This window comes from Amycolatopsis sp. NPDC006131 (genome assembly GCF_040614175.1).
Classification (GTDB): domain Bacteria; phylum Actinomycetota; class Actinomycetes; order Mycobacteriales; family Pseudonocardiaceae; genus Amycolatopsis_E; species Amycolatopsis_E tucumanensis.
The window spans coordinates 1-24,210 of sequence record NZ_JBEXTX010000117.1 but is presented as its reverse complement, the minus strand read 5'-3'; the positions used below and the strand labels follow the sequence as shown (position 1 = coordinate 24,210).

The 24,210-nt window shown below is 72.2% G+C and carries 24 protein-coding genes; 13 read left to right on the top strand and 11 right to left on the bottom strand.

Annotated features, from left to right (window positions below; all coding sequences use genetic code 11):
- Both gcvP and gcvT read left to right on the top strand, forming a co-directional pair.
- Nucleotides 1-1,957 (top strand): aminomethyl-transferring glycine dehydrogenase (gene gcvP / locus ABZ215_RS36715; RefSeq protein WP_354955062.1); only part of this gene is annotated, 1,957 nt, incomplete at its 5' end.
- On the top strand, nucleotides 1,954-3,045 hold the full coding sequence (gene gcvT / locus ABZ215_RS36710; RefSeq protein ID WP_354955064.1) for a glycine cleavage system aminomethyltransferase GcvT: 1,092 nt from the start codon (nucleotides 1,954-1,956) through the stop codon (nucleotides 3,043-3,045). The genes gcvP and gcvT, both read left to right, overlap by 4 nt.
- Nucleotides 3,046-3,169: 124 nt before the next feature.
- Here gcvT and ABZ215_RS36705 read toward each other — a convergent pair whose 3' ends face one another.
- Nucleotides 3,170-3,370 (bottom strand): hypothetical protein, encoded by a 201-nt coding sequence (locus tag ABZ215_RS36705; RefSeq protein WP_354955060.1) that lies wholly within the window; start codon nucleotides 3,368-3,370, stop codon nucleotides 3,170-3,172.
- Between the two features lie 5 nt (nucleotides 3,371-3,375).
- Here ABZ215_RS36705 and ABZ215_RS36700 point away from each other — a divergent pair, with 5 nt between their 5' ends.
- On the top strand, nucleotides 3,376-4,656 hold the full coding sequence (locus tag ABZ215_RS36700) for a transglycosylase domain-containing protein (protein WP_354955058.1): 1,281 nt from the start codon (nucleotides 3,376-3,378) through the stop codon (nucleotides 4,654-4,656).
- On the opposite strand, the gene ABZ215_RS36695 is transcribed toward ABZ215_RS36700, so the two are convergent.
- Genes ABZ215_RS36695 through ABZ215_RS36685 form a run of 3 tightly spaced genes read right to left on the bottom strand, consistent with a single transcriptional unit; the run spans nucleotide 4,646 to nucleotide 6,521 of the window.
- The gene (locus tag ABZ215_RS36695) at nucleotides 4,646-5,035 is read right to left on the bottom strand and encodes an NUDIX domain-containing protein (RefSeq protein ID WP_354955056.1); all 390 of its coding nucleotides are present in this window, start codon (nucleotides 5,033-5,035) and stop codon (nucleotides 4,646-4,648) included. The two genes, ABZ215_RS36700 and ABZ215_RS36695, sit on opposite strands and share 11 nt — an antisense overlap.
- A complete protein-coding gene (locus ABZ215_RS36690; protein WP_020422530.1) occupies nucleotides 5,032-5,688 on the bottom strand; it encodes an O-methyltransferase in 657 nt (218 codons plus the stop codon). Before ABZ215_RS36690 ends, ABZ215_RS36695 begins: the two co-directional genes overlap by 4 nt.
- A gap of 11 nt (nucleotides 5,689-5,699) precedes the next feature.
- Entirely contained in the window at nucleotides 5,700-6,521 is an 822-nt protein-coding gene (locus ABZ215_RS36685; RefSeq protein ID WP_020422529.1) for an ABC transporter ATP-binding protein, read from the bottom strand.
- 59 nt (nucleotides 6,522-6,580) lie between these two features.
- Here ABZ215_RS36685 and ABZ215_RS36680 point away from each other — a divergent pair, with 59 nt between their 5' ends.
- On the top strand, nucleotides 6,581-7,585 hold the full coding sequence (locus ABZ215_RS36680; protein ID WP_020422528.1) for a glycoside hydrolase family 172 protein: 1,005 nt from the start codon (nucleotides 6,581-6,583) through the stop codon (nucleotides 7,583-7,585).
- On the opposite strand, the gene ABZ215_RS36675 is transcribed toward ABZ215_RS36680, so the two are convergent.
- Nucleotides 7,586-7,786, bottom strand: coding sequence for a hypothetical protein (locus tag ABZ215_RS36675; RefSeq protein ID WP_017984299.1), 201 nt, complete (start codon nucleotides 7,784-7,786; stop codon nucleotides 7,586-7,588).
- A 133-nt stretch (nucleotides 7,787-7,919) separates the two neighbouring features.
- On the opposite strand from ABZ215_RS36675, the gene ABZ215_RS36670 reads away from it, so the two are divergent.
- The 5 genes from ABZ215_RS36670 to ABZ215_RS36650 all read left to right on the top strand — a co-directional run bounded on the left by ABZ215_RS36670 (nucleotide 7,920) and on the right by ABZ215_RS36650 (nucleotide 12,099).
- Nucleotides 7,920-9,146: an FAD-dependent oxidoreductase gene (locus ABZ215_RS36670; protein ID WP_354955054.1), complete on the top strand. Its 1,227-nt coding sequence runs from the start codon at nucleotides 7,920-7,922 to the stop codon at nucleotides 9,144-9,146.
- Between the two features lie 284 nt (nucleotides 9,147-9,430).
- The gene (locus tag ABZ215_RS36665; RefSeq protein ID WP_354955052.1) at nucleotides 9,431-9,895 is read left to right on the top strand and encodes a hypothetical protein; all 465 of its coding nucleotides are present in this window, start codon (nucleotides 9,431-9,433) and stop codon (nucleotides 9,893-9,895) included.
- Between the two features lie 595 nt (nucleotides 9,896-10,490).
- Nucleotides 10,491-11,240 carry an NBR1-Ig-like domain-containing protein gene (locus ABZ215_RS36660; RefSeq protein ID WP_354955050.1) on the top strand — a complete coding sequence of 250 codons (750 nt, stop codon included), beginning with the start codon at nucleotides 10,491-10,493 and terminating at the stop codon, nucleotides 11,238-11,240.
- 149 nt (nucleotides 11,241-11,389) lie between these two features.
- Nucleotides 11,390-11,776 carry a hypothetical protein gene (locus ABZ215_RS36655; RefSeq protein ID WP_020422524.1) on the top strand — a complete coding sequence of 129 codons (387 nt, stop codon included), beginning with the start codon at nucleotides 11,390-11,392 and terminating at the stop codon, nucleotides 11,774-11,776.
- Between the two features lie 11 nt (nucleotides 11,777-11,787).
- The gene (locus tag ABZ215_RS36650; RefSeq protein ID WP_354712661.1) at nucleotides 11,788-12,099 is read left to right on the top strand and encodes a hypothetical protein; all 312 of its coding nucleotides are present in this window, start codon (nucleotides 11,788-11,790) and stop codon (nucleotides 12,097-12,099) included.
- On the opposite strand, the gene ABZ215_RS36645 is transcribed toward ABZ215_RS36650, so the two are convergent.
- Nucleotides 12,080-12,472 (bottom strand): hypothetical protein, encoded by a 393-nt coding sequence (locus tag ABZ215_RS36645; protein WP_354955048.1) that lies wholly within the window; start codon nucleotides 12,470-12,472, stop codon nucleotides 12,080-12,082. The genes ABZ215_RS36650 and ABZ215_RS36645 overlap by 20 nt on opposite strands.
- 1 nt (nucleotide 12,473) lies before the next feature.
- A complete protein-coding gene (locus ABZ215_RS36640; RefSeq protein WP_354955046.1) occupies nucleotides 12,474-13,691 on the bottom strand; it encodes a Bcr/CflA family multidrug efflux MFS transporter in 1,218 nt (405 codons plus the stop codon).
- A gap of 158 nt (nucleotides 13,692-13,849) precedes the next feature.
- On the opposite strand from ABZ215_RS36640, the gene ABZ215_RS36635 reads away from it, so the two are divergent.
- Both ABZ215_RS36635 and ABZ215_RS36630 read left to right on the top strand, forming a co-directional pair.
- Nucleotides 13,850-14,170, top strand: coding sequence for a hypothetical protein (locus tag ABZ215_RS36635; protein WP_020422520.1), 321 nt, complete (start codon nucleotides 13,850-13,852; stop codon nucleotides 14,168-14,170).
- 72 nt (nucleotides 14,171-14,242) lie between these two features.
- On the top strand, nucleotides 14,243-15,424 hold the full coding sequence (locus ABZ215_RS36630; RefSeq protein WP_354955044.1) for a cation:proton antiporter: 1,182 nt from the start codon (nucleotides 14,243-14,245) through the stop codon (nucleotides 15,422-15,424).
- On the opposite strand, the gene ABZ215_RS36625 is transcribed toward ABZ215_RS36630, so the two are convergent.
- Nucleotides 15,345-16,319 carry a MerR family transcriptional regulator gene (locus ABZ215_RS36625; protein WP_354955042.1) on the bottom strand — a complete coding sequence of 325 codons (975 nt, stop codon included), beginning with the start codon at nucleotides 16,317-16,319 and terminating at the stop codon, nucleotides 15,345-15,347. The genes ABZ215_RS36630 and ABZ215_RS36625 overlap by 80 nt on opposite strands.
- A gap of 34 nt (nucleotides 16,320-16,353) precedes the next feature.
- Nucleotides 16,354-16,932 (bottom strand): HNH endonuclease family protein, encoded by a 579-nt coding sequence (locus ABZ215_RS36620; protein ID WP_235716289.1) that lies wholly within the window; start codon nucleotides 16,930-16,932, stop codon nucleotides 16,354-16,356.
- Between the two features lie 199 nt (nucleotides 16,933-17,131).
- On the opposite strand from ABZ215_RS36620, the gene ABZ215_RS36615 reads away from it, so the two are divergent.
- Both ABZ215_RS36615 and hrpA read left to right on the top strand, forming a co-directional pair.
- Nucleotides 17,132-18,295 (top strand): lactate 2-monooxygenase, encoded by a 1,164-nt coding sequence (locus ABZ215_RS36615; RefSeq protein ID WP_354955040.1) that lies wholly within the window; start codon nucleotides 17,132-17,134, stop codon nucleotides 18,293-18,295.
- Nucleotides 18,296-18,440: 145 nt separating this feature from the next.
- A complete protein-coding gene (hrpA, locus tag ABZ215_RS36610) occupies nucleotides 18,441-22,313 on the top strand; it encodes an ATP-dependent RNA helicase HrpA (protein ID WP_354955038.1) in 3,873 nt (1,290 codons plus the stop codon).
- On the opposite strand, the gene ABZ215_RS36605 is transcribed toward hrpA, so the two are convergent.
- Together ABZ215_RS36605 and ABZ215_RS36600 are read right to left on the bottom strand one after the other, a co-directional pair.
- Complete coding sequence (locus tag ABZ215_RS36605) at nucleotides 22,314-23,972, bottom strand: bifunctional 3'-5' exonuclease/DNA polymerase (protein ID WP_354955036.1); 1,659 nt, start codon at nucleotides 23,970-23,972, stop codon at nucleotides 22,314-22,316.
- Nucleotides 23,973-23,976: 4 nt separating this feature from the next.
- Nucleotides 23,977-24,210: hypothetical protein (locus ABZ215_RS36600; protein WP_354955034.1), on the bottom strand; the 234-nt coding region annotated here is incomplete at its 5' end.

Here is a 24,210-nt window from a genome sequence, read left to right as displayed (position 1 = left end):
GGCGAGCCGGACCCGGACCTCGGCGAGCGGATTGTGGCGTGGATCGTGCCCGCCGGGGAGCCGCGAGCAGCACATCCGCCGCGAGAAGGCGACCTCGAACATCTGCACCGCGCAGGTGCTGCCCGCCGTGCTGGCCGCGATGTACGCCGTCTACCACGGCCCGGAGGGCCTCAAGGAGATCGCGCGGCGCGTGCACGGCCTGGCCGCCGGGCTGGCCGGGGCGCTGCGGTCCGCGGGCGTGGAGGTCGTGCACGAGAGCTTCTTCGACACCGTGCTCACGCGGGTGCCGGGCCGGGCCGCCGCCGTGGTCGCCGCGGCGCGCGAGTCGGGCGTCAACCTCGGCCGCGTCGACGACGACCACGTGCGGATCGCCTGCGACGAAGTGACCACTGTGGACATCGTGGACCGCGTGCTGCGGGCCTTCGGGGCGGAGCCGGGCATCGCCGACGGCGCCACCGCGCTGCCCGCCGGTCTGGCACGCACCAGCGAGTTCCTGACGCACGAGGTGTTCCACAGCCACCGGTCGGAGACCGCGATGCTGCGGTACCTGCGCCGTCTGTCCGATCAGGACTACGCGCTGGACCGCGGCATGATCCCGCTCGGCTCGTGCACCATGAAGCTCAACGCGACCGCCGAGATGGAGCCGATCAGCTGGCCGGAGTTCGCGGGCCTGCACCCGTTCGCGCCCGCCGAGGACGCGGCGGGCTATCGCGAGCTGATCGACCAGCTGTGCGGCTGGCTCGCCGAGGTCACCGGCTACGACGAGGTGTCGTTGCAGCCCAACGCGGGCAGCCAGGGTGAGTTGGCCGGGCTGCTGGCCATCCGCGCCTACCACCGCGCCAACGGGCAGCCGGAGCGCGACGTGTGCCTGATCCCGTCGTCGGCGCACGGCACCAACGCCGCGTCCGCCGTGCTCGCCGGGATGCGCGTGGTCGTGGTGGCCTGCAACGACAACGGCGACGTCGACCTGGACGACCTGCGCGCCAAGGCGGAGCAGCACCGCGACGCGCTGTCCGCGATCATGGTCACCTACCCGTCCACGCACGGCGTGTACGAGGAGGGCATCGGCGAGATCGCCCGCATCGTGCACGAGGCCGGCGGGCAGGTCTACGTCGACGGCGCGAACCTGAACGCGCTGCTGGGCCTGGCCAAGCCGGGCGAGTTCGGCGGCGACGTGTCGCACCTGAACCTGCACAAGACGTTCTGCATCCCGCACGGTGGTGGCGGCCCCGGCGTCGGCCCGGTCGCGGTGCGCGCGCACCTCGCGCCGTACCTGCCCAACCACCCGCTGTCCGGCGGCGCGGGCCCGGACACCGGTGTCGGCCCGATCTCGGCGGCGCCGTTCGGCTCGGCGTCGATCCTGCCGATCTCGTGGGCCTACATCCGCATGATGGGCGGCGCCGGGCTGACCAGCGCCACCAAGGTCGCCGTGCTCGCCGCGAACTACGTCGCCGCGCGGCTGTCCCCGCACTACCCGGTGCTCTACACCGGGCGCAACGGGCGGGTCGCGCACGAGTGCATCCTCGACCTGCGCGCGCTGACCAAGCGCACCGGCGTGACGGTCGACGACGTCGCCAAGCGCCTGGTGGACTACGGCTTCCACGCGCCGACGATGTCATTCCCGGTCGCCGGGACGCTGATGGTCGAGCCGACCGAGAGCGAGGACGTCGCCGAGCTGGACCGGTTCTGCGACGCGATGATCGCCATCCGGCGGGAGATCGAGGAGGTCGCCGAGGGCCGGTGGGCCGTCGAGCAGAGCCCGCTGCGCAACGCGCCGCACACCGCGGAGATGCTGACCGGCGACTGGGACCTGCCGTACGACCGCAAGACCGCGGTCTACCCGGGCGGGGTGTCGCCGAAGAACAAGTACTGGTCCCCGGTCCGCCGCATCGACGGCGCCCACGGCGACCGCAACCTCGTCTGCTCGTGCCCGTCCGTCGAAGCCTACGGGAGCTGACCATGCGCACCGCACTGTATTCCGTCCACAAGGGACTGTGCGCGCTGTTCACCGACTTCGCGGGCTGGGAGATGCCGGTGCGGTACGGCAGCGAGCTGGCCGAGCACCGCGCGGTGCGCGAGGCGGCCGGGCTGTTCGACCTCTCCCACATGGGCGAGATCGAGGTGACCGGCCCGCAGGCCGCCGACGCGCTGGACTACGCGTTCGTCGGCAAGCTGTCCGCGGTCAAGCCGGGCCGCGCCCGCTACACGATGATCTGCGACGCCGACGGCGGGGTGATCGACGACCTCGTGGTGTACCGGCTGGAGGACGAGAAGTACCTGGTGGTCGCGAACGCGGGCAACGCGCCGGCGGTCGCCGCGGAGCTGACCGAGCGCGCGTCCCGGTTCGACGCGCGGGTCACCGACCGCTCGGCGGAGTTCGCGTTGATCGCGGTGCAGGGCCCCAACGCGGTGGACGTGCTCGGCGCGGTCACCGACGCCGACCTGGCCGGCCTGAAGTACTACGCGAGCATGCCCGCCACGGTGAAAGGCCACGAGGTGCTGCTGGCGCGCACCGGCTACACCGGCGAGGACGGCTTCGAGCTGTACGTCCCCGCCGACGAAGCGGCGTCGGTGTGGCACATCCTCACCGAGGCCGGCCAGCCGCATGGACTGGTGCCCGCCGGGCTCGCCTGCCGCGACACGTTGCGCCTGGAGGCGGGCATGCCGTTGTACGGCAACGAGTTGTCGCGGCAGCGTTCGCCGTTCGAGGCGAACCTGGGCCGCGTGGTCAAGCTCGACAAGCCGGACTTCGTCGGCAAGGCGGCGCTGGCAGGGCGGCAGGAGCCGTCCGAGGTGCTGGTCGGGCTGCGTGGCGCCGGGCGGCGCGCGCCGCGGCACGGGTACCGCGTGCTCTCCGGCGAGGAGCCGGTGGGCGAGGTGACCAGCGGCGCCCTGTCGCCGACGCTGGGCCACCCGGTCGCGATGGCCTACGTGGCGGTGGCGCTGAGCGAGCCGGGCACGGAGCTGTCGGTCGACATCCGCGGCCGGATCGAGCCGGTCGAGGTCGTCGCGCTGCCGTTCTACCAGCGGGGCGCAACGAAGTAACTTCCTGACCGCGTTTGTGGTGTGTGGAGAACAAACGCAGGCGGGTGTGGCGACGGGTCCGGCGGGTCGCGTACGTGCTGGCCGGGCTCGTCGTCGGGGTGCCGGCGATCGCGTTCGCGATCGGCTACCTGGTGTGGGACGTGCGCAGCCCGCAGGAGGTGCTGGCCGAGCTCGACAAGACGGTCGTGGTCCAGTACACCGACGGCACCGAGCTGATGCGGGTCGTGCCGCCGGACGGCGACCGCACCTTCACCCCGTACGAGGAGATCCCGCGCAAGCTGGTCGACGCGATCGTCGCCGTCGAGGACCCGACGTTCTGGACCACGTGCGATGGTGACCGGCGTCGGCGGCGGGTCGGGAATCACGCAGCAGTACATCAAGAACTCCACCGGCGAGGACGACGCGACGCTGTTCCGCAAGTTCAAGGAGCTGGTGCTCGCCACGAAGATCACCGACCGGCAGAGCAAGGAACAGATCTTCGAAAGCTACGTCAACATCATCTCCTTCGGCCGCAACACGCACGGCCCGGCCGCCGCGGCGCAGGCCTACTTCGGCAAGCAGCTGGCGGACATCTCGTGGAGCGAGGCCGCGTTCCTGGCGGGGATGCTGCAGGCGCCGTACGGGCACGACCCGGCGACGGTGGGGCCCGAGCAGGCCGCGCGGCGCTGGGCCTACGCCGCGGACAAGCTGGCCGAGCGCGGGTACGTCTCGCCGGCCGACCGGTCCGGCATGGCGTATCCGCAGGTCCTGGACCCGGACGAGACGCGGGCCGGGCGGACCTCCTACAGCGACTACCACATCCGCCAGCAGGTGCTCACCGAGCTGGAGGCGCGGGGGTGGCCGCTGGAACGGCTGCGCCGCGAGGGCCTGACGGTGCGCCTGACGCTCGACCGCGACGCGCAGAACCGTGCCGAGCGCGCGGTGCGCGACCGGCTCGCGGGCGAACCCGCGGAGCTGCGGGCGGCGGTGGTGTCCGTGCGGCCGGGCGACGGCGGCGTCACCGCGTACGCGGGCGGGAACTGGGGCGTGACGGACTACGCCGTGACCCCGCGCCGCCCGGGCTCGGCGTTCCGGCCGATCGTGCAGCTGGCCGAGTTCCGCGCCCGCGCCGACGACCCGCCCGTGGTGACCGGCCCGAAGATCCGGCAGGCTGCCTACGACGCCGGGATCCCGGAATTCCTCGACGGCGCCCGGACCCTGACCGCGCCCGACGGGGTGCGGATCGCGTCGACCATCGCCGAGGGCACCTACCGGTTGCGGCCGCTGGACCTGGCCGGCGTGTTCGCGACCTTCGCGAGCGGCGGGCTGCGGGTGGCGCCGCACTTCGTGGCGGAGCTGCGGCGCGGCGACGAGGTGGTGTGGCGCCAGGACACCACGCCGGTGCCCGCGCTGCCTCGCGAGGCGGCGCTGCTGGCCGGCGGCGTGCCGGGCGAGTACGGCACGTCCGACGCGTGGATGGCGGGCGCGAGCTCGTCGATGGCCACGCTGGCGTGGGTCGGCGGCGACGAGGAACGCCCGCGCGCCGACCGCGACGGCGTGCCCCTGACCGGCGCCACCCTGCCGTCGGACATCTGGCGCGAGGTGATGTCGCCGGAGCTGTCTACGCGGTGAGCTCCCCGCGGCGGCGCAGCTCCTCGAACACCTGCTGGAACGCGCGGGAACCGCGGTGGCGGTCGGCGTAACCGAGCCAGGCCACCTCCGCGATCTCGGCGGACGGCGTGATCGTGCCCCGGTAATCCGCGGTGTAGCAGGTCATCCGCAGCAGCTGCGCCTGCCCGTCGGCGGGCGCCTCGATCGTCGCGGTGTGCACCGCGGTCGCCGGGTCGATCGACACCGACAGCTCCTCGGCGACCTCGCGCACCAGTGTCGCCACGTCGCTCTCACCGGGCTCGCGCCTGCCACCCGGCAGGTACCAGGCCGACTTGCCGTGCGAGCGCGCCGCCAGCACGCGGCCGGACTCCACCCGCAGCCAGGCGACCTTGTCGATCACTCCGTCACCAGCGCGAGCGTGAACCCGTCGTAGCCCTTCTGGCCGACGGTCTGCACCACGGTCGCCTCCACCCGCGGCTCGGCGGCGATCAGCTCGTGCATCTCGCGGGTCGCGACGATCGCCGGGTCCGTGCTGTCCGCGTCGGCGAGCGCGCCGTCCCGCACCACGTTGTCGACGATGATCACCGAGCCCGGCCGGGACAACCGCAGCGCCCACCGGAAGTACTCCGGGTTGTTCGGCTTGTCGGCGTCGATGAAGATCAGGTCGAACGGCCCCTCGACGGAGGGCAGCGTGTCCAGAGCCTTGCCGACCTTGACCTCGACGACCTCGCCGAACCCGGCCGCGTCGAGGTTGTTCTCCGCCACCTGCGCGTGCTTGCGGTCCGCCTCCAGCGTCACCAGCCTGCCGTCCGGCGGCAGCGCCCGCGCCAGCCAGATCGTGCTGTACGCGCCGAGGGTCCCGATCTCCAGGATCGAGCGGGCGCCGTGCATCCGCGCCAGCAGGTGCAGCAGCTTGCCCTGCGCCGGGGACACCGCGATCGGGGGCAGCCCGGCGTCGGCCGTGGCCGCCCGCACGTCGTCGAGCACCGGGTCGGCTGGGATGAGCGTCCGGCCGACGTAATCGTCGACCGCGCTCCACACGTCCTGGCTCACAAGAGCCGAAACTACCGGCGCGCCTTCGGGATGACCAACGGAGTTCCGGTCTCCGGGTCCGGGATCACCGAGCACGGCAGGTCGAAGATCTCCTCGACGCGCTCCGCGGTGACGACCTCCTCCGGCGTGCCGGTCGCGAGGACCTCGCCGCCGCGCATGGCGATCAGGTGCGTGGCGTAGCGGGCCGCGTGGTTGAGGTCGTGCAGCACCGCGACCAGCGTGCGGCCCTGCTCCGCGTGCAGCTTCGCGCACAGGTCGAGGATGTCCATCTGGTGCGCGATGTCCAGGAACGTGGTCGGCTCGTCCAGCAGGAGCAGCTCGGTCTCCTGCGCGAGCGCCATCGCCAGCCACACGCGCTGCCGCTGCCCGCCGGACAGCTCGTCGACCATGCGGTCGGCCAGTTCGGACACGCCGGTCGCGGCCATCGACCGCTCGACCACGTCGGCGTCCTCGCGGGACCACTGGCGCAGCAGCCGCTGGTGCGGGTACCGGCCGCGGGACACCAGGTCGGCGACCGTGATGCCGTCCGGCGCGATCGAGCTCTGCGGCAGCAGGCCCAGCTTGCGCGCGACCTGCTTGGCCGGCAGCGACGTGATGACCTCGCCGTCCAGGTAGACCATGCCCTGCCGCGGCTTGAGCAGCCTGCTCAGCGCACGCAGCAGCGTGGACTTGCCGCACGCGTTCGGCCCGACGATGACGGTGAACGACTGGTCCGGGATGGTGACCGAGAGCCCTTCGGCGACGACCCGGCCGTCGTAACCCAACGTCAGGCCGTCACCGTGCAGCCGGGTGCTGGTGGTCGGCTCGGCGACAAGATCCACGGTCTGGGCCATAGAGGTTAGGCTAACCTACAAGTCTGGCGAACGGTACGGATCATGCCTACGTTGACAGGGTGTTCGACGTCACGGATCTGACTCGCGTCACGCCCGTGCTCGACTCGCGGGCGGTCACGTTCGAGAACCCCACCGGGGAGCGCGGCGCCGGCGGCCGCGCCGGAGGCGGCCGCAAGGGCGCTCCCAGCCGGGTGATCGAGGGCGGCGAGCGCGTCACCCTCGCCGACCTCGCCGGGCCTGGGACGATCCGGCACATCTGGATGACGTTCCCGCCCGACCGGCCGGCCCGCATGCGCGCCGTCTACCTCGAAGTCCGCTACGGCGGCCTGTCCTACCCCAGCGTGTCCGTGCCGTGCCTGGACTTCTTCGGCTCGCCGCACGGCCGTCCCGTCGCCTACTCCAGCGCGCTGACCAGCATGCCCGAGGCCCGCGGCTTCAACAGCTACGTGCCGATGGCCTTCGGCGAACGCATCCACGTCGATCTCGTCAACGGCAACCCGGACCCGATCGTCCTGTACTTCCAGATCGACTACACGCTCGGCGAATCCGCGTCCGGGCGGCTGCACGTGGGCTTCCGCCGGGAGAACCCGACGGTGTCGAAGCGGGACTTCGTGGTGACCGAGGGGCTACGCGGGCCGGGCCGGTTCCTCGGCTGGGTCGGCGGGGTGCGGCCGATCGACGGCGGCCAGTGGTACGGCGAGGGCGAGGTGAAGGTCTACCGCGACGGCGACCGCGAGTTCCCCACGATCTGCGGGACCGGGCTGGAGGACTACGTCGGCTCGGCGTGGGGGATGGGCCCGCACGCCGGGCTGTACGCGGGCGCGCCGCTGGAGGTGTCCGGCCGCGGGCCGATCCCGAAGTACGTCGGGTTCTACCGCTGGCACGTGCTCGACCCGGTCATGTTCAGCACCGACCTGCAGGTGACGCTGCAGCAGATCGGGGCCGACCGGGGCGGCCTGGTCGAACGCGTCGACGACTACTGCGCCGCCGCGTTCACGGTGTGCGAGCGGGCGCAGCCGGTGCCGCCGGTCGACGTCGCCGCGGCCGTCGCGGACCTGGAGTGACTACTGGGACCGTTCGCCGACCACGACGACGGCATCGCGCAGCGCGGCGCGCAGCCTGCCGACGTCGAGCGGTTCGAGCACCGCGGCTTCGCCCGGCGGCGCCACCAGGACCACACGCCCGCTGCTCACGAACACAGTCAGGTCACGTCGCCTGCCGGCCAGGTCCCGGCAGCTGATCGACCATTCGTCTCGAGCCGCCACGTCCGTCGCCTTCCTTCGGTGGTCTTGCAGGTGACAGTGGGACGGCCCAGCGGGGCGGGCGTGACGCGGTGGCGCGGAAAAAATGTCCGCAGTAGCGTCGGGTGGCAAGGATCACACGGATGAGGAGCGGCCCATGTCCGAGCCCAGGCGGATCGTGATCGTCGGCGCGGGCCTCGCGGGCGCGTCGGCTGCGGCGGCGCTGCGGGAGAACGGCTACGACGGCGAGGTGGTGGTCCTCGGCGCGGAGGCGCACCCGCCCTACGAGCTGCCACCGTTGTCGAAGAAGGTCCTGCTCGGCCAGGGCGACGAGCCCGACTGGGTGCGGGACGCCGACTTCTACGCGCAGCACGGCATCGACCTGCGCTCCGGCACCAGCGCGACGCGGGTCGAGCTGGGCGCGCGGGTGGTGCTGGACGCGCGTGGCGGGCGGCACCCCTACGACCGGCTGCTGCTGGCGACCGGGTCGCAGCCGCGGACGCTGCCGGTGCGCGGGGTGGACCTGCCGGGCGTCTACACGCTGCGGACCCTCGACGACGCGCTCGCCCTGCGGTCGGCGTTCACCGGCTCGCCGCGGGTGGTGGTGATCGGGACGGGCTGGATCGGGACGGAGGCCGCGGCGGCGGCGCGGCACCACGGCGCCGACGTGACGATGGTCGACGTGCTGCCCGGGCCGCTGTGGGTGCTGGGGCCGGAGATCAGCAAGGTGTTCGCCGACCTGCACACCGAGCACGGCGTGCGGTGGCGGCTCGGCAGCGGCATCACCGAGGTGACCGGCGGGCCGGGCGGCGTGGCCGGGGTGCGGCTGGCGGACGGCAGCGAGTTGCCCGCGGACGTGGTGCTGGTCGCGGTCGGCGCGAAGCCTCGGGTGGACCTGGCGCACGCGGCCGGCCTGGACCTGGCCGACGAGGGCGGGGTGGCCGTCGACGCGTCCCTGCGCACGGCGGCGCCGGACGTGTACGCGGCGGGGGACATCGCGGCGCAGTGGCACCCGCGGTACGGGCGCCGCATCCGCGTCGAGCACTGGGCGAACGCGAAGAACCAGGGCACCCACGTGGCGGCGAACCTGGCCGGCGGGCAGGAGCAGTACACCCGCACCCCGTACTTCTTCACGGACCAGTACGACCTGGGCTGCGAGTACCGCGGCATCGCCGACCCGCAGCGGGACGAACTGGTGGTCCGCGGCGACCTGGCCAAACGCGAGTTCACCGCCTTCTGGCTGCGCGATGGCCAGGTGACGGCCGCGATGAACGTGAACATGTGGGACGACGGCGACGCGCTGAACCGCATCGTCGGAAACCGGGTGAAGGTGGACGACGCGACGCTCCGCGAGGGGGACCTCGACAGCGTCGAGGGAGCCTAGTTCTGAACTAACTCCCTAAACAGGGGGTCCGGGTCATCTTCGTCTCCGCACGCAACGAGGTGGCCGGACATGTGGCGGTTACTGGGGCTTACCTGCCTCCAGGTCGCTCCGGGGGATTTCTAACGAATCGGTAATCCCGGTAACAGCGATCAACCGCGCCCGATGATCGGGGCAGGGGAGTTGCTTGAGAGGAGCGAGCGAAATTGTTTCGTCGTTATGTTGCCGTGACGTTGGTCGCGGGTGCCCTTGTGGCCGGGTGTTCGACGTCTGCGAACACGGGCAAGGTGAGCGAGGGGTCGGCCCAGGGGCCCGAAACCACGGCGGCAGCAGCGGCCGAAGAGGTCGCCAAGGCCCCGACCTGGGGTCAGCGGTACACGTGGGACGACGGCCTGGCGATCGAGGTTTCCGCGCCGAGCACGTGCAAGCCTAGCCAGTACGCGTTCCCGCAGAACGTCCAGCGCGCGGTGAAGTTCAAGGTCACGATCACCAACGGGACCGACAAGCCCTACGAGGCCGCCGCGCTCGGGTTCGGGACGGACGCCCAGTTCAACTCGACCAAGGCTGAGAGCGTGTTCGACTCCGGCGGCCCCTGTGGGGACGGCGGGGCGATGCAGTCCGCAACCATTCTGCCGGGCAAGTCGTTCAGCTTCGAGCAGGCGTACGCGGTCGGTCCGCAGCCTGGCGAGATGCAGCTCGCGTTCCAGCCCACGTTCGGCGCCGACAAGGCCGTCTTCCTCGGCCAGGCATAGCGAAAATCGCCCCCGTCTCGGCTTCGGCCGGGACGGGGCTTTTATGCGTTTCAGGGCAAGAAGAAACCCCGGCCCGGAGTGTGTGTGGGTACTCCAGGCCGGGGGCTGAGCCAACGGGCGGTCTGTACCCCGGGGCACTCCCGTTGGTTCATCGTCCTCGCTCCACTGCCGGACCCAACCGCCTGCGCTTATCCGGGACCACTCGCCGCGCGTGTTGATGTTCCAGCCGCTCAGGCCATGCTTGCCAGCGTTCGTGTACCCGGGCTCGGGTACCGCGTGTTCAGGTGCAGCCAAAACTCCGCCTTCCCCGCGGCGGTGGCAGACCACCTGCGTGCGGCGCCGCGTGCTAATGCTCGGCAGTGCCACCCGGAAGCGCTGGCATCGGTCCGCCGTCCGTCCGTCACCAACCGTCGGCCCTGCCGGCCTGCCACTCCGTGCGCGCCAAACCGCCCGGCCCCAAAGCCACCTGCTCGGCTGAACCTGCGCCTGCGCGGCACCCGATCGGCGCACCCCGCCAATACCCTCGGTCCTCGTGATCAACCAAGCAGCCCGGCGGGGCCGCGTCGCCAGTTGTCCGGATCCCTCGGGGGGTCCGGTGGCCGCGTTCGCGCACCGGTTGTGGGCCCTCAAGCGCTCTGCGGGCGATCCCTCCTACGACCGCATGCGCACCGAACTCGGCGCGCTCGCTTCGAAGTCCGCGCTCTCGGCCGCCGCGCGGGGGCAGCGCCTGCCGTCGTGGGACACCACCTGGGAGTTCGTCCGCGTGCTGGCCGTCGGGGTGCTCGGCGAGCACGAGGACGAGGTCCGGGCCCGCTGGCGCGCCGACTGGGAACGGGTCCGCGACGGCGTCGCGAACCCGCCGCCCGCCCCGCGCCGCTGGAAGCTTCCGGTGGCCGCCGCGGCCGTCGTGCTCGCGGTCGGCGTCGCGGCCGGGGTCGTCCTGCTGCGCGACCCGGACCCAGAGGCGCCCGCCGCGCTCCCGCCGCTGGTCCCCGGCGACGAGTCCGAGTTCGCCGGCGACGTCACCGTCCCGGACGGGACCGTGGTGCCGACCGGGGCGCGGTTCGTCAAGACGTGGGAGTTCCGCAACACCGGCACCGTGCCGTGGGTGGACCGCTCACTGCGGCGCGAGGGCGGCTTCGGCCCCGGCGACGGCTGCCAGACGCCCGCGGTGGTGCCCGTCCCGGACACGCCGCCCGGCCAGTCCGCGCGCGTGTCGGTCGAGGTGCGCGCGCCGGACGAGCCCGGCTACTGCCAGGTGTACTTCAAGATGACCGACAGCGCGGGCCGGCTGCTCCTGCCGGGCACCCGTGCGGCGTACTTCTACGTCCGGGTGGCCGGCTGATTCGGCCACCCGCCTCGGTGGTCAAAGCCCTGACCTGCGTGGACATCCGGATTTGGCCACCGGACGCGGTGTGGCCGTCGCGAGTCTTCCGCCAGTGGTCCAGACCTCCCTAGCGTCGGCGCCAGTACCACCGACGAAGGAGATCCCGGATGCGGAAATCGATCAGGACACTCGCCGCCGCGCTGCCCCTCGCCGCGGCACTCCCGCTGCTCGTGGCGCCTCAGGCCGCGGCCGCGGAGAAGGTGTGCGCGGGCGGCTCGCTGATGGGCGGCCGCACCACCACCGCCGGGGTGGCCGCCGACCAGGTCATCCACATCAAGGTCCACAACCACGACTACCGCGGCCTCGCGCTGGTGATCCGCGACGTCACCCGCAAGAAGCAGCTGTGGAAGGGCGTCATCGCGCCGGGCAAGGAGCACACCGTCAAGACCGACGTGTTCGGCGAGCCGCCCATCGGCTACGAGATCGCCTTCGACGTCACGTCGAACCTGTCGAACAACTACACCTACGCGATCTCCTCCGCCCGCTGCTACTGAAAGGCCACGACATGCGCACCCTCCTGATCGCGGCCATCGCCGCGACCGCGGCCGCCCTGCCCGTGCCGGCGTCGGCCACCCCCGCGCCGGTGACGGGCTCGGACATCATCACCACCTGCGGACAGGGCTACTCGGGCTACATCCGCCGCTTCGGCAAGGACGCCCTGTGCCTGCAGCCCGGCACCCGCACCTGGGCCGGCTTCAAGGCGTTCGAGTGCAAGGGCGCCATCACCGTCTACTTCAAGAACGGCACGAAGCTGGAGTGCGGCGGCGGGATCGACTTCCCGGACAACGGCGGGATCGTCAAGACCGTCGCCCGCTGACGCCGACCACCACGCGCGCGGCCAGCGCGGCGACGGCGAGGACGCCGACGCCGATCGCGTGCGCCAGTTCGGCGAAGGTGGGCCGGTGCGCGCCGGTGCCGAGGAACAACACGACCGCGGTGACCACCAGCGCCGCGGTCACCAAGCTCAGCGAGCACGCCCACCGCTGCCGGCGCCGCGCCCGCGCGGTGGGCTGCTCCGGCTGCATGAACCACCACGCCACCAGGAACAGCAGGCCCATCGCCGCGAACACGAACCCGAAGCCGTGCCCGTCGAGCACGAGGCTCCCGCCGAGGGGGACGAACAGCACGCCGAGCAGGAACAACGCGGGGCGCGCCGCCCACGCCGGGGTGCGGGGCGAGACGTAGGGCACGTCAGGCCCGCCGCCGGGTCAGCGTCCCGAACACTACCAGCGCCACTACGGCGAACGCGGCCATCACGACGCCCATCGGCACCGCGCTCGCCTCGCCGCCGATGCTCACCAGCGGCGTCGCGAGCCCGCCGACCACGAACTGCATCACGCCGAGCAGCGCGGACGCCGCCCCGGCGTTGTGCGGGTGCTCGGCCAGCGCCAGCGACGACGCGTTCGGCATGACCAGCCCGATGCTCGACACCATCACCAGCAGCGGCGCCAGCAGCACCCCCAGCGGCAGCCCGGCCAGCGCCGCCGCCAGCACGCCGACCCCGCCGGCCGCCGAGGCGGACAGGCCGACCGTCAGCAGCGTCCGCTCCCGCACGCGGCCCACGATCCGCCCGTTGACCTGCCCGGCGATCACGATCCCCAGCCCGTTCGCCCCGAACACGAGGCTGTACTCCTGCGGGCTCAGCCCGTACACGTCCTGCAGCACGAACGAGCTCGCGGAGATGTAGGCGAACAGCCCGGCGAACATCAGCCCGGCCGACAGCGCGTACCCGACGAACGACCGGTCCCGCAACAGCACGCCATACCCACGCAGCGTCGAGCCGATCCGCGCCGGGCGGCGGCGCTCGGCAGGCAGCGTCTCGGGCATCGCCAGCGCCGCGGCCACCAGCAGCACCGCGCCGAACACGGCCAGCACCACGAACACCCCGCGCCACGACGTCAGCCGCAGCACCTGCCCGCCGATCACCGGCGCCAGGATCGGGGCCAGCCCGCTGACCAGCATCAACATCGAGAAGAACTTCGTCATCGCGGTGCCTGCGAACAGGTCCCGCACGCACGCCCGCGCGATCACCATCCCGGCGGCCGCGCCGAGCGCCTGCACCGACCGGCCCACGATCAGCAGTTCCGCCGTCGGGCTCACCGCGCACAGCACCGACGCGACGGCGTACAGCACCAGCCCGGCCAGCAGCGGACGGCGGCGGCCGAGCGAGTCCGACAGCGGCCCGGCGATCAGCTGCCCCAGCGCCAGCCCGATGATGAACGCGGTCAGCGTGAGCTGCAGCGTCGGCGCCGAGCTGTGCAGGTCGTCGGCCATCCGGGGGAGCGCGGGCAGGTACATGTCGATCGAGAGCGGCGCGAACGCTGACAGCCCGCCGAGGATCAGCGCGTACCGCAGGGTTCCGGGTGTCCGTCTGATCTTCGCCGGTGCCGTGACCGCTGTCGTGCTCACTCCGCCTCCACTCGACCGGATCCACCCGGCAACAACGAACACCGGAGATCGCGTTCGCATTCCCCGCTGTGGTGCGGAACACCCGGACGCGATCAGTCCACAGTGGACTCAACTGTCTGGTATACTGGACAAACCGGACCGATGTCGAGGGGAGTGCCGTGCGGCGGAAGCTGGGAACGGAATCCCGGCACCGGTCCGTCCGCGGCCTGCTCGTCCTGGCCCTGCTGCTGCTCAGCCTCATCACGCCGACGACGCCGGAGAGCCACCCGCACCCGCCCGCGCCGGACGGCATCGCAGCCCTCGCGGCGGAGCCGTTGCCGCACGTCACGGCCACCCCGCTGCCGGTCGCGGACCTGCCGCCGGTCGTCGGCGTGGAACCACCGCGCGGCCACGCGGAAGACCGGCCGTCGCCTGCCGGCCCGCCACCTGCCCGTGATCAGGGCACCGCTCTCGGCGCCCGCGCGCCGCCCTCCAGGTAACGCCCCGGACCCCATCCGCACACCGCGCCGACCCGCGGTGCGCTTCGCCATGCCCTGGAGGGACTTCACCACATGCAAACCGGACACGCACTGCTCGCCGTCGGCGGCGCCTTCCTCGCCGCAGGCGTGCTGGCCAGAGCCGGAGCCCGCATCGGGCTGCCCACGATCCCCCTGTTCATGCTGGCCGGGTTCATCTTCGGCCCCAACACCCCCGGCCTGTCGCTGGTGCACGACCCCGGCGAGCTGAGTGTGCTCGCCGGGCTCGGCCTGGTGTTCCTGCTGTTCTACCTGGGCCTGGAGTTCTCGCTCGACGACCTCGCCAAGGGCGGCCGCAAGCTCGCCGTGTCGGGCCTGGTCTACCTCGTGCTCAACATCGGCGGCGGGCTCGCCTTCGGGTTCCTGCTCGGCTGGGGCTCCAGCGAGGCGCTGGTGATCGCGGGCGCGATCGGGATCTCGTCGTCGGCGATCGTGACCAAACTGCTCGTCGAGACCGGTCGCACGCGGCACCCGGAATCGCGCCTGATCATGGGCATCATCGTGATCGAGGACCTGTTCCTCGCCCTGTACCTGGCGCTGCTGCAGCCGGTGCTCTCCGGCGCCGACTCGTTCTGGCCCGCGCTCGCCGACTTCGGCAAGGCACTCGGCTTCCTGCTGGCGCTCGCCGCGCTGGCCCGCTGGGGCGGGCGGCTGGTGTCGAAGCTGTTCGGCTCGGCCGACGACGAGCTGCTGACCGTGTGCTTCGTCGGCGTCGCCGTGCTGGGCGCCGCGGTCGCCGAGGAGCTGGGCGTCTCCGACGCGATCGGCGCGTTCATGGTCGGCATGATGCTCGGCGGCTCGAAGGTCGCGCCCCGCATCCACAAGCTGGTCCTGCCGCTGCGGGACGCGTTCGGCGCGTTGTTCTTCTTCATCTTCGGGCTCAGCATCGACCCGGGCGCCGTCGGCACGGTCGTGGTGCCGGTGCTGATCGCCGTGGCGCTGACGCTCGCGCTGAACCTCGCGGCGGGCGCGATCGCGGCGAAGCTGCACTCGTTCGACGGCCAGGCCGGGCTGAACATCGGGCTGACCGTGCTCACCCGCGGCGAGTTCTCGCTGGTGCTGGCCACGCTCGCGGCGGCGGCCGGGCTGGACTCCCGCGTCGCGCCGTTCGTGGCGGGCTACGTGCTGCTGCTCGCGATCATCGGCCCGCTGGCGGTGCTGCGGTCGGAGAACCTGGCCCGGCTGTTCCGAGCGCGACGGGCATCACCAGTGTCGTGAACGAGCCCTGGTCGGCCGAGCGGACGCGGGCGACCTGCAGCGGCCCGGCGAACTCCAGCAGCACGTCGGGCCCGACGCCCGACTCCAACGCCGCACCCAGCACGGCGGGGTCGAACCCGATGCGCAGCTCGTCGCCGCAGACGGCGGGCAGCACCGTGCCGCCGACGGCCAGCCGGTCCGGCCCGAGCACCAGCTCGGCCGGGCGGTCGGCGGGCAGCGCGTCCCGGAGCGCGACGCGGTCGACGACGACCCGTTGCGCCGGGACGGGCAGGGCGTCGAGGACCGCGCGGTAGTCCGGGAAGTCCTGGTCCAGCAGCGGCAGCGTGGTGCCGTCGAGGGTGACCTCGTCCTGCCGCGCCAGCCGCGGGCCGAGCGCGGCCAGCTCACCGGCGGACACGACGAACCGGCCGGTGCCGCCGTGCACGGGCTGCAGGACGCGCAGCGCGAGCCGGTAGCGGTCGGTGGCGACGACGCGGACCTCGTCGCCGTCGGCCTCGATCAGCACGAAGTCCAGCGGCGCGCCCGCGGCGGGGGCGACCTGCCGGACCGCGCTCGCCAGGTCGAGGCCGGCGACCCGGACCGGGCCCGGCAGCAGGCGCCCGACCGCCGCCGACGCGGCCCGGAAGTCCTCCCGCAGCCGCCGCCGGTGCGCCTCCAGCACCGCCCGCGCCTCGCTCGACGGTCCGTCGAGCACGGTCGTGACCTGCGCCAGCGGCAGGCCCGCCGCCCGCAGTTCACGCAGCCGGACCGCGCGTTCGACCTGGTCCTCGCGGTAGTAGCGGTAGCCGGTGGTCTCGTCCACGCGCGCGGGCGTGAGCACGCCGCAGTCGTCGTAGAAGCGCAGCGCGCTCGGGGTGAGCCCGGCCAGCCGCGCGAACGCGCTGATGGTCAGCATGCCGCCGATTCTGCGGCTTCCAGTGGCTCGAAGGTCAACAGCGGTTCAGCATGTCGGTCAGCGCCGCCTGCTCCGCGGTGGTGACGCTCAGCCGGTAGTAGTGCTTGACCTCGATCCAGTCGGTGGCGTAGGTGCACCAGAACGACTCCAGCGGCGGCCGCCACTCGTCCGGCGCCTTGTCGCTCTTCGACTGGTTGACGTTGTCGGTGACCGCCCACAGCTGCGGGCGCACCAGGTCGTTCGCGAAGGCCTCGCGCTGGTCCTGCGTCCACGCCGACGCGCCGCTGACCCAGCTCTGCGCGAGCGGCACCATGTGGTCGATGTCCACATCGGACGCCTTGGTCCAGGTCGCGCCGTCGTAGGGGCTGACCCAGGTGCCCGAGGTGGGCGAGCAGTCCTTGCCGACGACGACGTTCGTGCCCGAGCGCTTGAGCACCTCCTCGCGGGTGTTGCAGGCGCCCTCGACGGTGTCCCAGTGCGGGTACTTCTCCCGCGAGTAGCCGTTCAGCGTGCCCCGCGGCTTCACCTGCAGCTCGGCGAGCTGCTGCCGCGCCACGCCCGGATCCGTCGCCGGATTCGCCTTCGACGGCGGCACCGGACCCGGCCGCCACACCACCACCAGAACCGCCACCACGACCGCCACGACCAATGGCACCCACACCCGCGCCTTCACGCCGGTGAGGTTAAGTGATCAAGTACCGGCGGTACGCGGACGCCTCCGGCGTGTCGGAGCAACGTCCGTCGCTTCCACCACCCCTGATCAAGTACCGGCGGTACGCTGCGGTCTCCGGCGTGTCGACGAGGAGGTTCGCGTGGCCGAGCGGTTCGGTGGCTACCAGAACGAGATCTACCTGCACGGGCTCGGCGGGACGAAGCCGCCGTTCACCACCGACCCGGCGCGGCTGGCGGAGTCGGCCCGCGAGGTGATGACCCCGGAGGCCTACGGCTACGTGGCAGGCGGCGCGGGCTCGGGCGCGACGATGGATGCCAACCGCGCGGCGTTCGACCGCTGGAAGCTGGTGCCGCGCATGCTCACCGACGCCACCGCGCGCACCACGTCGGCGAGGGTGCTCGGGTCCGAGCTGCCCGCGCCGGTGCTGCTCGCGCCGGTCGGGGTGCAGTCGATCGTGCACCCGGACGCCGAGCTGGCGACGGCGCGGGCCGCGGCGGCGCTGGGCCTGCCGATGATCCTGTCCACTGCGGCGTCGCGCACGATCGAGGAGGTCGCCGAGGCCTCCGGCGACGGCCCGCGCTGGTTCCAGCTCTACTGGCCTGCCGACTCGGACGTCACCGCGAGCATCCTGACCCGCGCGAAGAAGGCCGGCTACACCACGCTCGTCGTCACGCTGGACACGTGGACCCTGGCCTGGCGCCCGCGCGACCTCGACTCCGCCTACCTGCCCTTCCTCAAGGGCGAGGGCCTGGCCACGCCGCTGTCCGACCCGGCCTTCCGCGCGCTGCTGGAGAAGGCGCCGGAGGACGACATGCCGTCGGCGATCCTGCGGTGGGTGTCGCTGTTCACCGGCACCGACCACAGCTGGGACCAGCTGCCGTTCCTGCGCGAGCACTGGGACGGCCCGATCGTGCTGAAGGGCATCCAGCACCCCGACGACGCGCGGCGCGCGGTGGACGCCGGGATGGACGGCATCGTGGTGTCCAACCACGGCGGACGGCAGGTCGACGGCGCGATCGGCTCGCTGGAGGCGCTGCCGCCGATCGCGAGCGCGGTCGGGGACCGCATCGAGGTGCTGTTCGACTCCGGCGTGCGGACCGGCGCGGACATCCTGAAGGCGCTGGCATTGGGCGCGCAGGCGGTCCTCGTCGGGCGGCCCTGGGTGTACGGGCTGGGCCACGCGGGCGAGGACGGCGTGCGGCACGTGCTGCGCAGCCTGCTCGCGGACCTCGACCTCACCCTGGGGCTGACCGGGCACCGCTCGGTCGCGGAGCTGGGGCCGGAGTCGCTGCAGCGGTCCTGAGCACACCGAGCGGCCGCGACGCCAGCGGTTCCCGGGCACCGGCACCGCCGCGCTCCCGGTGACGGCGAGCACTCCGGCCACTCCAGGTGCGGTGCGGACATATTCGCAGGCCGGCCGGATCGCGCGGAGCTATCCTGGAGGCCGTATGTCTACGCGATCCCCCCTCGAAGACCTCCGGGCCCGGCTGCCCGGCTTGATGCTGCGCGACGAGCACCGGTTGCGCCGCCGGCTCGACGGCGCCCGCCGGGCGCGCGACAAGGACCGCGTCGCGCGGGAGATCGCCGCCGACATCGACGCCGCCGAGGCCCGCGTGCAGCGCCGCCGCGCGCCGGAGATCCGCTACCCGGACGAGCTGCCGGTATCCCAGCGCAAGGACGACATCGCCGCCGCGATCCGCGACCACCAGGTGGTGATCGTCGCGGGCGAGACCGGGTCGGGCAAGACCACTCAGCTGCCGAAGATCTGCCTCGAACTCGGCTTGGGCGTGCGCGGCCAGATCGGGCACACCCAGCCCCGCCGCCTGGCCGCGCGCACGGTCGCCGAGCGCATCGCCGAGGAGCTGAAGACCGAGCTGGGCAGCACGGTCGGCTACAAGGTGCGCTTCACCGACTCCAGCGGCGACGACACCATGGTCAAGCTGATGACCGACGGCATCCTGCTCGCCGAGATCCAGAGCGACCGGATGCTGCGCCGCTACGACACGCTCATCATCGACGAGGCCCACGAGCGCAGCCTCAACATCGACTTCATCCTCGGCTACCTCAAGCAACTCCTGCCGAAGCGCCCCGACCTCAAGGTGATCATCACCTCGGCGACCATCGACCCGGAGCGGTTCTCCAAGCACTTCGGCGACGCGCCGATCGTGGAGGTCTCCGGCCGCACCTATCCGGTCGAGGTCCGCTACCGCCCGATCGTCGACCCGGACGATCCGGCGTCCGAGGACCGCGACCAGGTCACCGCCATCGCCGACGCGGTCGAGGAGCTGTGCGCCGAGGGCCCCGGCGACATCCTCGTGTTCCTCTCCGGCGAGCGGGAGATCCGCGACACCGCCGACGCGCTGAACAAGATGGACCTGCGCAACACCGAGGTGCTGCCGCTGTACGCGCGCCTGTCCGCGGCGGACCAGCACCGCGTGTTCAGCCGCCACACCGGCCGCCGGATCGTGCTGGCCACCAACGTCGCCGAGACGTCGCTGACCGTGCCGGGCATCAAGTACGTCATCGACCCGGGCACCGCGCGCATCTCCCGCTACAGCCACCGCACCAAGGTGCAGCGGCTGCCGATCGAGCCGGTCTCGCAGGCCTCGGCCAACCAGCGCAAGGGCCGCTGCGGCCGCACCTCCGACGGTATCTGCATCCGGCTCTACAGCGAAGAGGATTTCCTGTCCCGGCCGGAGTTCACCGACCCGGAGATCCTGCGCACCAATCTCGCGTCGGTCATCCTGCAGATGACCTCGCTCGGCCTGGGCGACCTGGCCGCGTTCCCGTTCGTCGACCCGCCGGACCGCCGCCAGATCACCGCCGGTGTCCAGCTGCTGCAGGAACTCGGCGCGCTGGAGGAGTCTGCGAAGGAGCGGCGGCTCACCGAGATCGGCCGTCAGCTCGCGCAACTGCCCGTCGACCCGCGTCTGGGCCGGATGGTGCTGGAGGGCGCGCGCGCCGGCTGCGTCCGCGAGGTCATGATCATCACCGCCGCGTTGTCCATCCAGGACCCGCGCGAGCGTCCCGCGGACAAGCAGGAGGCCGCGGCCCAGCAGCACGCCCGGTTCGCCGACAAGTCCTCGGACTTCGTGGCCTACCTGAACCTGTGGGAGTACCTGCGGGAGCTGCAGAAGACGCTGTCGAACAGCCAGTTCCGCAAGCGCTGCAAGGCGGAGTACCTGAACTACCTGCGCGTGCGGGAGTGGCAGGACATCTACAGCCAGCTGCGGCAGCTCGCCAAACCGCTGGGCGTCACGCTCAACTCCGAGCCTGCCGACCCGCAGCGCGTGCACACCGCGCTGATCTCCGGGCTGTTGTCGCACATCGGGCTCAAGGACCCGGAGAAGGGCGACTACCTCGGCGCGCGCGGCACCCGGTTCGCGATCTTCCCCGGCTCGGCGCTGTTCAAGAAGCAGCCGCGCTGGGTGATGTCGGCGGAGCTGGTCGAGACGTCGAAGCTGTGGGGCCGGGTCAACGCGCGCATCGAGCCGGAGTGGATCGAGCCGCTGGCGCAGCACGTCGTCAAGCGCACCTACTCGGAGCCGCACTGGGAACGCAAGCGCGGCGCGGTGGTGGCCTCCGAGCGGGTGACGCTGTACGGGGTGCCGCTGGTCGTCGGCCGCAAGGTGGACTACGGGCGCATCGACCCGGAAACCTCGCGCGAGCTGTTCATCCGCCACGCGCTCGTGGAGGGCGACTGGGACACCGGCCACAAGTTCTTCAAGGAGAACCGGGCGCTGCTCGACGAGGTCGAGGACCTGGAGAACCGGGCCCGGCGCCGCGACCTGCTGGTCGACGACGAAACCCTGTTCGAGTTCTACGACCAGCGGATCCCCGCGGAAGTCGTGTCCGCGCGGCACTTCGACAGCTGGTGGAAGAAGGTCCGCGGCGCCCAGCCGGACCTGCTGAACTTCGAAAAGGCCATGCTGCTCAACGAGGCCGCGCAGCAGGTGTCCGAATCGGACTACCCGGACACCTGGACGCAGGGCTCGCTGCGGTTCCCGCTGACCTACCAGTTCGAGCCGGGCGCGGACGCCGACGGTGTCACGGTGCACATCCCGGTCGCGGTGCTCAACCAGGTCACGCCCGACGGGTTCGACTGGCAGGTGCCGGGGTTGCGCGAGGAGCTGGTCACGGCGCTGATCAAGTCGTTGCCGAAGCAGCTGCGGCGCAACTTCGTGCCCGCTCCGGACACCGCCGCGCACGTGCTGTCCAGGGTCGGCCCCGAGGACGGCCCGCTGCTCGACGTGCTGGCCCGCGAGCTGGAGGCGCTGCGCGGGGTCGCGGTGCCGCCGGACGCGTGGCAGCTCGACGCGGTGCCGCACCACCTGCGGATGACGTTCCGGGTGGTGAACGACAAGCGCCGCAAGCTCGCCGAGGGCAAGGACCTGGCGGTCCTCAAGGAGGAGCTGAGCGGCGAGGTGCGGGCGACGATCTCGGCGGCCGCGGACAGCATCGAGCGGTCCGGCCTGACCACGCCGGCGTTCGGCGAGCTGCCGCGGGTGTTCGCCGGGAAGCGGCGCGGACACCAGGTGAAGGCGTACCCGGCGCTGGTCGACGAGGGCGACACGGTGGCCGTGCGCATGCTGGACACGCCGGTGCAGCAGCGGCAGCGGATGTGGCAGGGCACGCGGAAGCTGTTGCGGCTCAACATGCCCTCGCCGATGAAGTTCATCAACAGGGCGTTGACCAACCAGGCGAAGCTGACGCTGAGCCGGAACCCGCACGGCAGTGTCGCGGCGCTGCTGGAGGACTGCGTCGACTGCGCGGTGGACAAGCTGATGGCCGACAACGGCGGCCCGGTGTGGGACGAGGCCGGGTTCGCGGTGCTGCTGGAGAAGGTGCGCGGTGCGCTGAACCCGGCGGTGCTGGACGTGCTCACCGAGGTCGAGAAGGTCCTGAAGGCCGCCAATGAGGCCGAGGTGGCGCTGGAGGGCGCGCGTGGGCCGGCGGAGTCGCTCGCGGACATGCGGCAGCAGCTGTCGCGGCTGGTGTACCCCGGTTTCGTCACGGCGACCGGGTTCGACCGGCTGCCGCACCTGGTCCGGTACCTGCGTGGGATCGGGCGGCGGGTGGAGAAACTGCCGTCGACGGGCGCGAAGGACGTCGAGCTGGTGCGTGACGTCGAGTGGGTGACGGGCGAGTACGAGGCGGCTGTCGCCGCGCTCCCGCCGGGTGTGTCGCCGGGGCCGGAGCTGCTCGAGGTGCGGTGGATGATCGAGGAGCTGCGGGTGAGTTTCTTCGCGCAGACCCTCGGCACGGCGCACCCCGTGTCGTTGAAGCGGGTGATCCGGGCGCTGGACAAGGCCGCCGCTTAGCTATTTGGCGTCGGCGTAGGTGTCGACGGTGACCGGTTGCATGGGGAAGTGCACGGGGCAGGCGGCACCGAACGTGAGCGCGGCGGCCTCGGGTACGGATTCACCGATGGCGGCTTCGACGGCGGGTGCGAGGTCCTCGGGCGCGTGCACGATGACCTCGTCGTGCTGGAAGAACACCAGGTGGGCGGGCTCGGGCAGCTTGCGGCGCAGGGTGGCGAGCAGCACCGCGGTGAAGTCGGCCGCGCTGGCCTGCACGACGAAGTTGCGGGTGAAGCGGCCCCAGTTGCGGGCGGCTTGGCGGGCGCGGGTCTCGTCCTCGTTCGCGCCGCCGGTGAGGGCGCGCCACGCTTCGCTCGGCGCGGGGGAGACGCGCCCGAGCCGGGAGCGGACGCGCTCACCGCGTTCCCCGGCTTGCGCGGCGCGTTCCACATAGGACACGGCGTCCGGGAAGCGCTGCCGCAGCAGGGCGAGCAGCGACGCGGCCTCGCCGGCGGTGCCGCCGTACATCGCGGACAGCATGGCGATCTTCGCGCGGGGCCGCCCGGCTTCGGGGGTCATCGTGCCGGCGAACATGGCTTCGGACAGCCGGGCGTACAGGTCGGTGGAGGCGGAGGCCTCGGCAAGGCGGCGGTCGCCGGAGAGGGCGGCCAGCACGCGGGGTTCGAGCTGAGCGGCGTCGGCCACGACGAGTTTCCAGCCGGGGTCGGCTTTCACGCACACGCGCAGCGTCTTGGGGATCTGGAGTGCGCCGCCGCCGCTGCTGGCCCACCGGCCGGACACCACGCCGCCGACGACCCACTCGGGCCGGAACCGCCCGTCGGTGACCCATTCGTCGAGCCACGCCCACCCGTTGGCCGAGTGCAGGCGGGAGAGTTCGCGGTACTCGATGAGCAGGGGGACGGCCGGGTGGTCGATGTCGCGCAGGACGTGTGCCCTGGCGGAGGGGATGGAGATGCCCTCGCGGCCGAACGCGCGCACGATGGTCTGCGGGCTGTCCGGGTTCACCGGTTTGCCGCCGAAGGCCTCGGTGATGCGCGCCGCCAGCTCGACGAGTTTCTTGGGCCGCTGGCCGGCCGGCACGCGGGGCCCGAGCAGTTCGGTCAGGAGGGCGTCGTGCACGTCGGCCCGCCACGGCAACCCGTGGGCCCGCATCTCCTCGGCGACGAGCGCGCTGGCCGATTCGGCGGCGACGAGCAACCGGAAGCGCTCCGGGTGCTCGACGTGCCTCATGCGGCGCTCCTGGTCGGCGAGCACAGCGGCAGCCGCCTCGGCGACGCTCGTGCCGGGCGGGAGGCCGGAGCCGCGGGTCTCGAAGAGGGCCGGCTGGGCGTCCGCGTGGCCGGGCGCGTCCGGCGGTGGTTCCTGACCGTGGAGCCGAGCCCAGGCCGCGGGCAGTGCCTTGGGCTGACCGGCTTTGCCTTCTGCCGCGAGCAGGAGACCTTCGGTGAGGGCGAGGTCGTGGCAGCGCCGCAGGCGGAGGTTGGAGCGCAGGAGGAGGGGGTAGAGCTGTGGGACCGAGGGGAAGACCCAGCGGGGGTTTTCGGTCCGCTCCAGGTTCTCGAGGTGCTCCGCCAGGTGGTGCTCGGGCAGGTGCTGTTGGTGGTGCGGGGTGGATACGAGGAAGTCGCCGTCCTCCTCTCGCGTGACGATGACCTGCACCTGTTCATTGTGCGCTGGGGGTACGACAGTTTTCGGCGCGCGTCGCCCTGCCGGGTTTTGAAAAACAAGGGATGTCCTCGCCGGACGGGCAGGCTCCGGGATGATGGGGGACCGTTGTCGTCTCGCCCTGGGTGGGTGGCTGGGTGGTCATCCCGTCGCCTTCCGGTTTGGGCATATCACCTTGAGCCAGGGCCGCAAGGTTGGCATGTTCGGCTGCCGGTTGGCGGCCTGGGTTGCG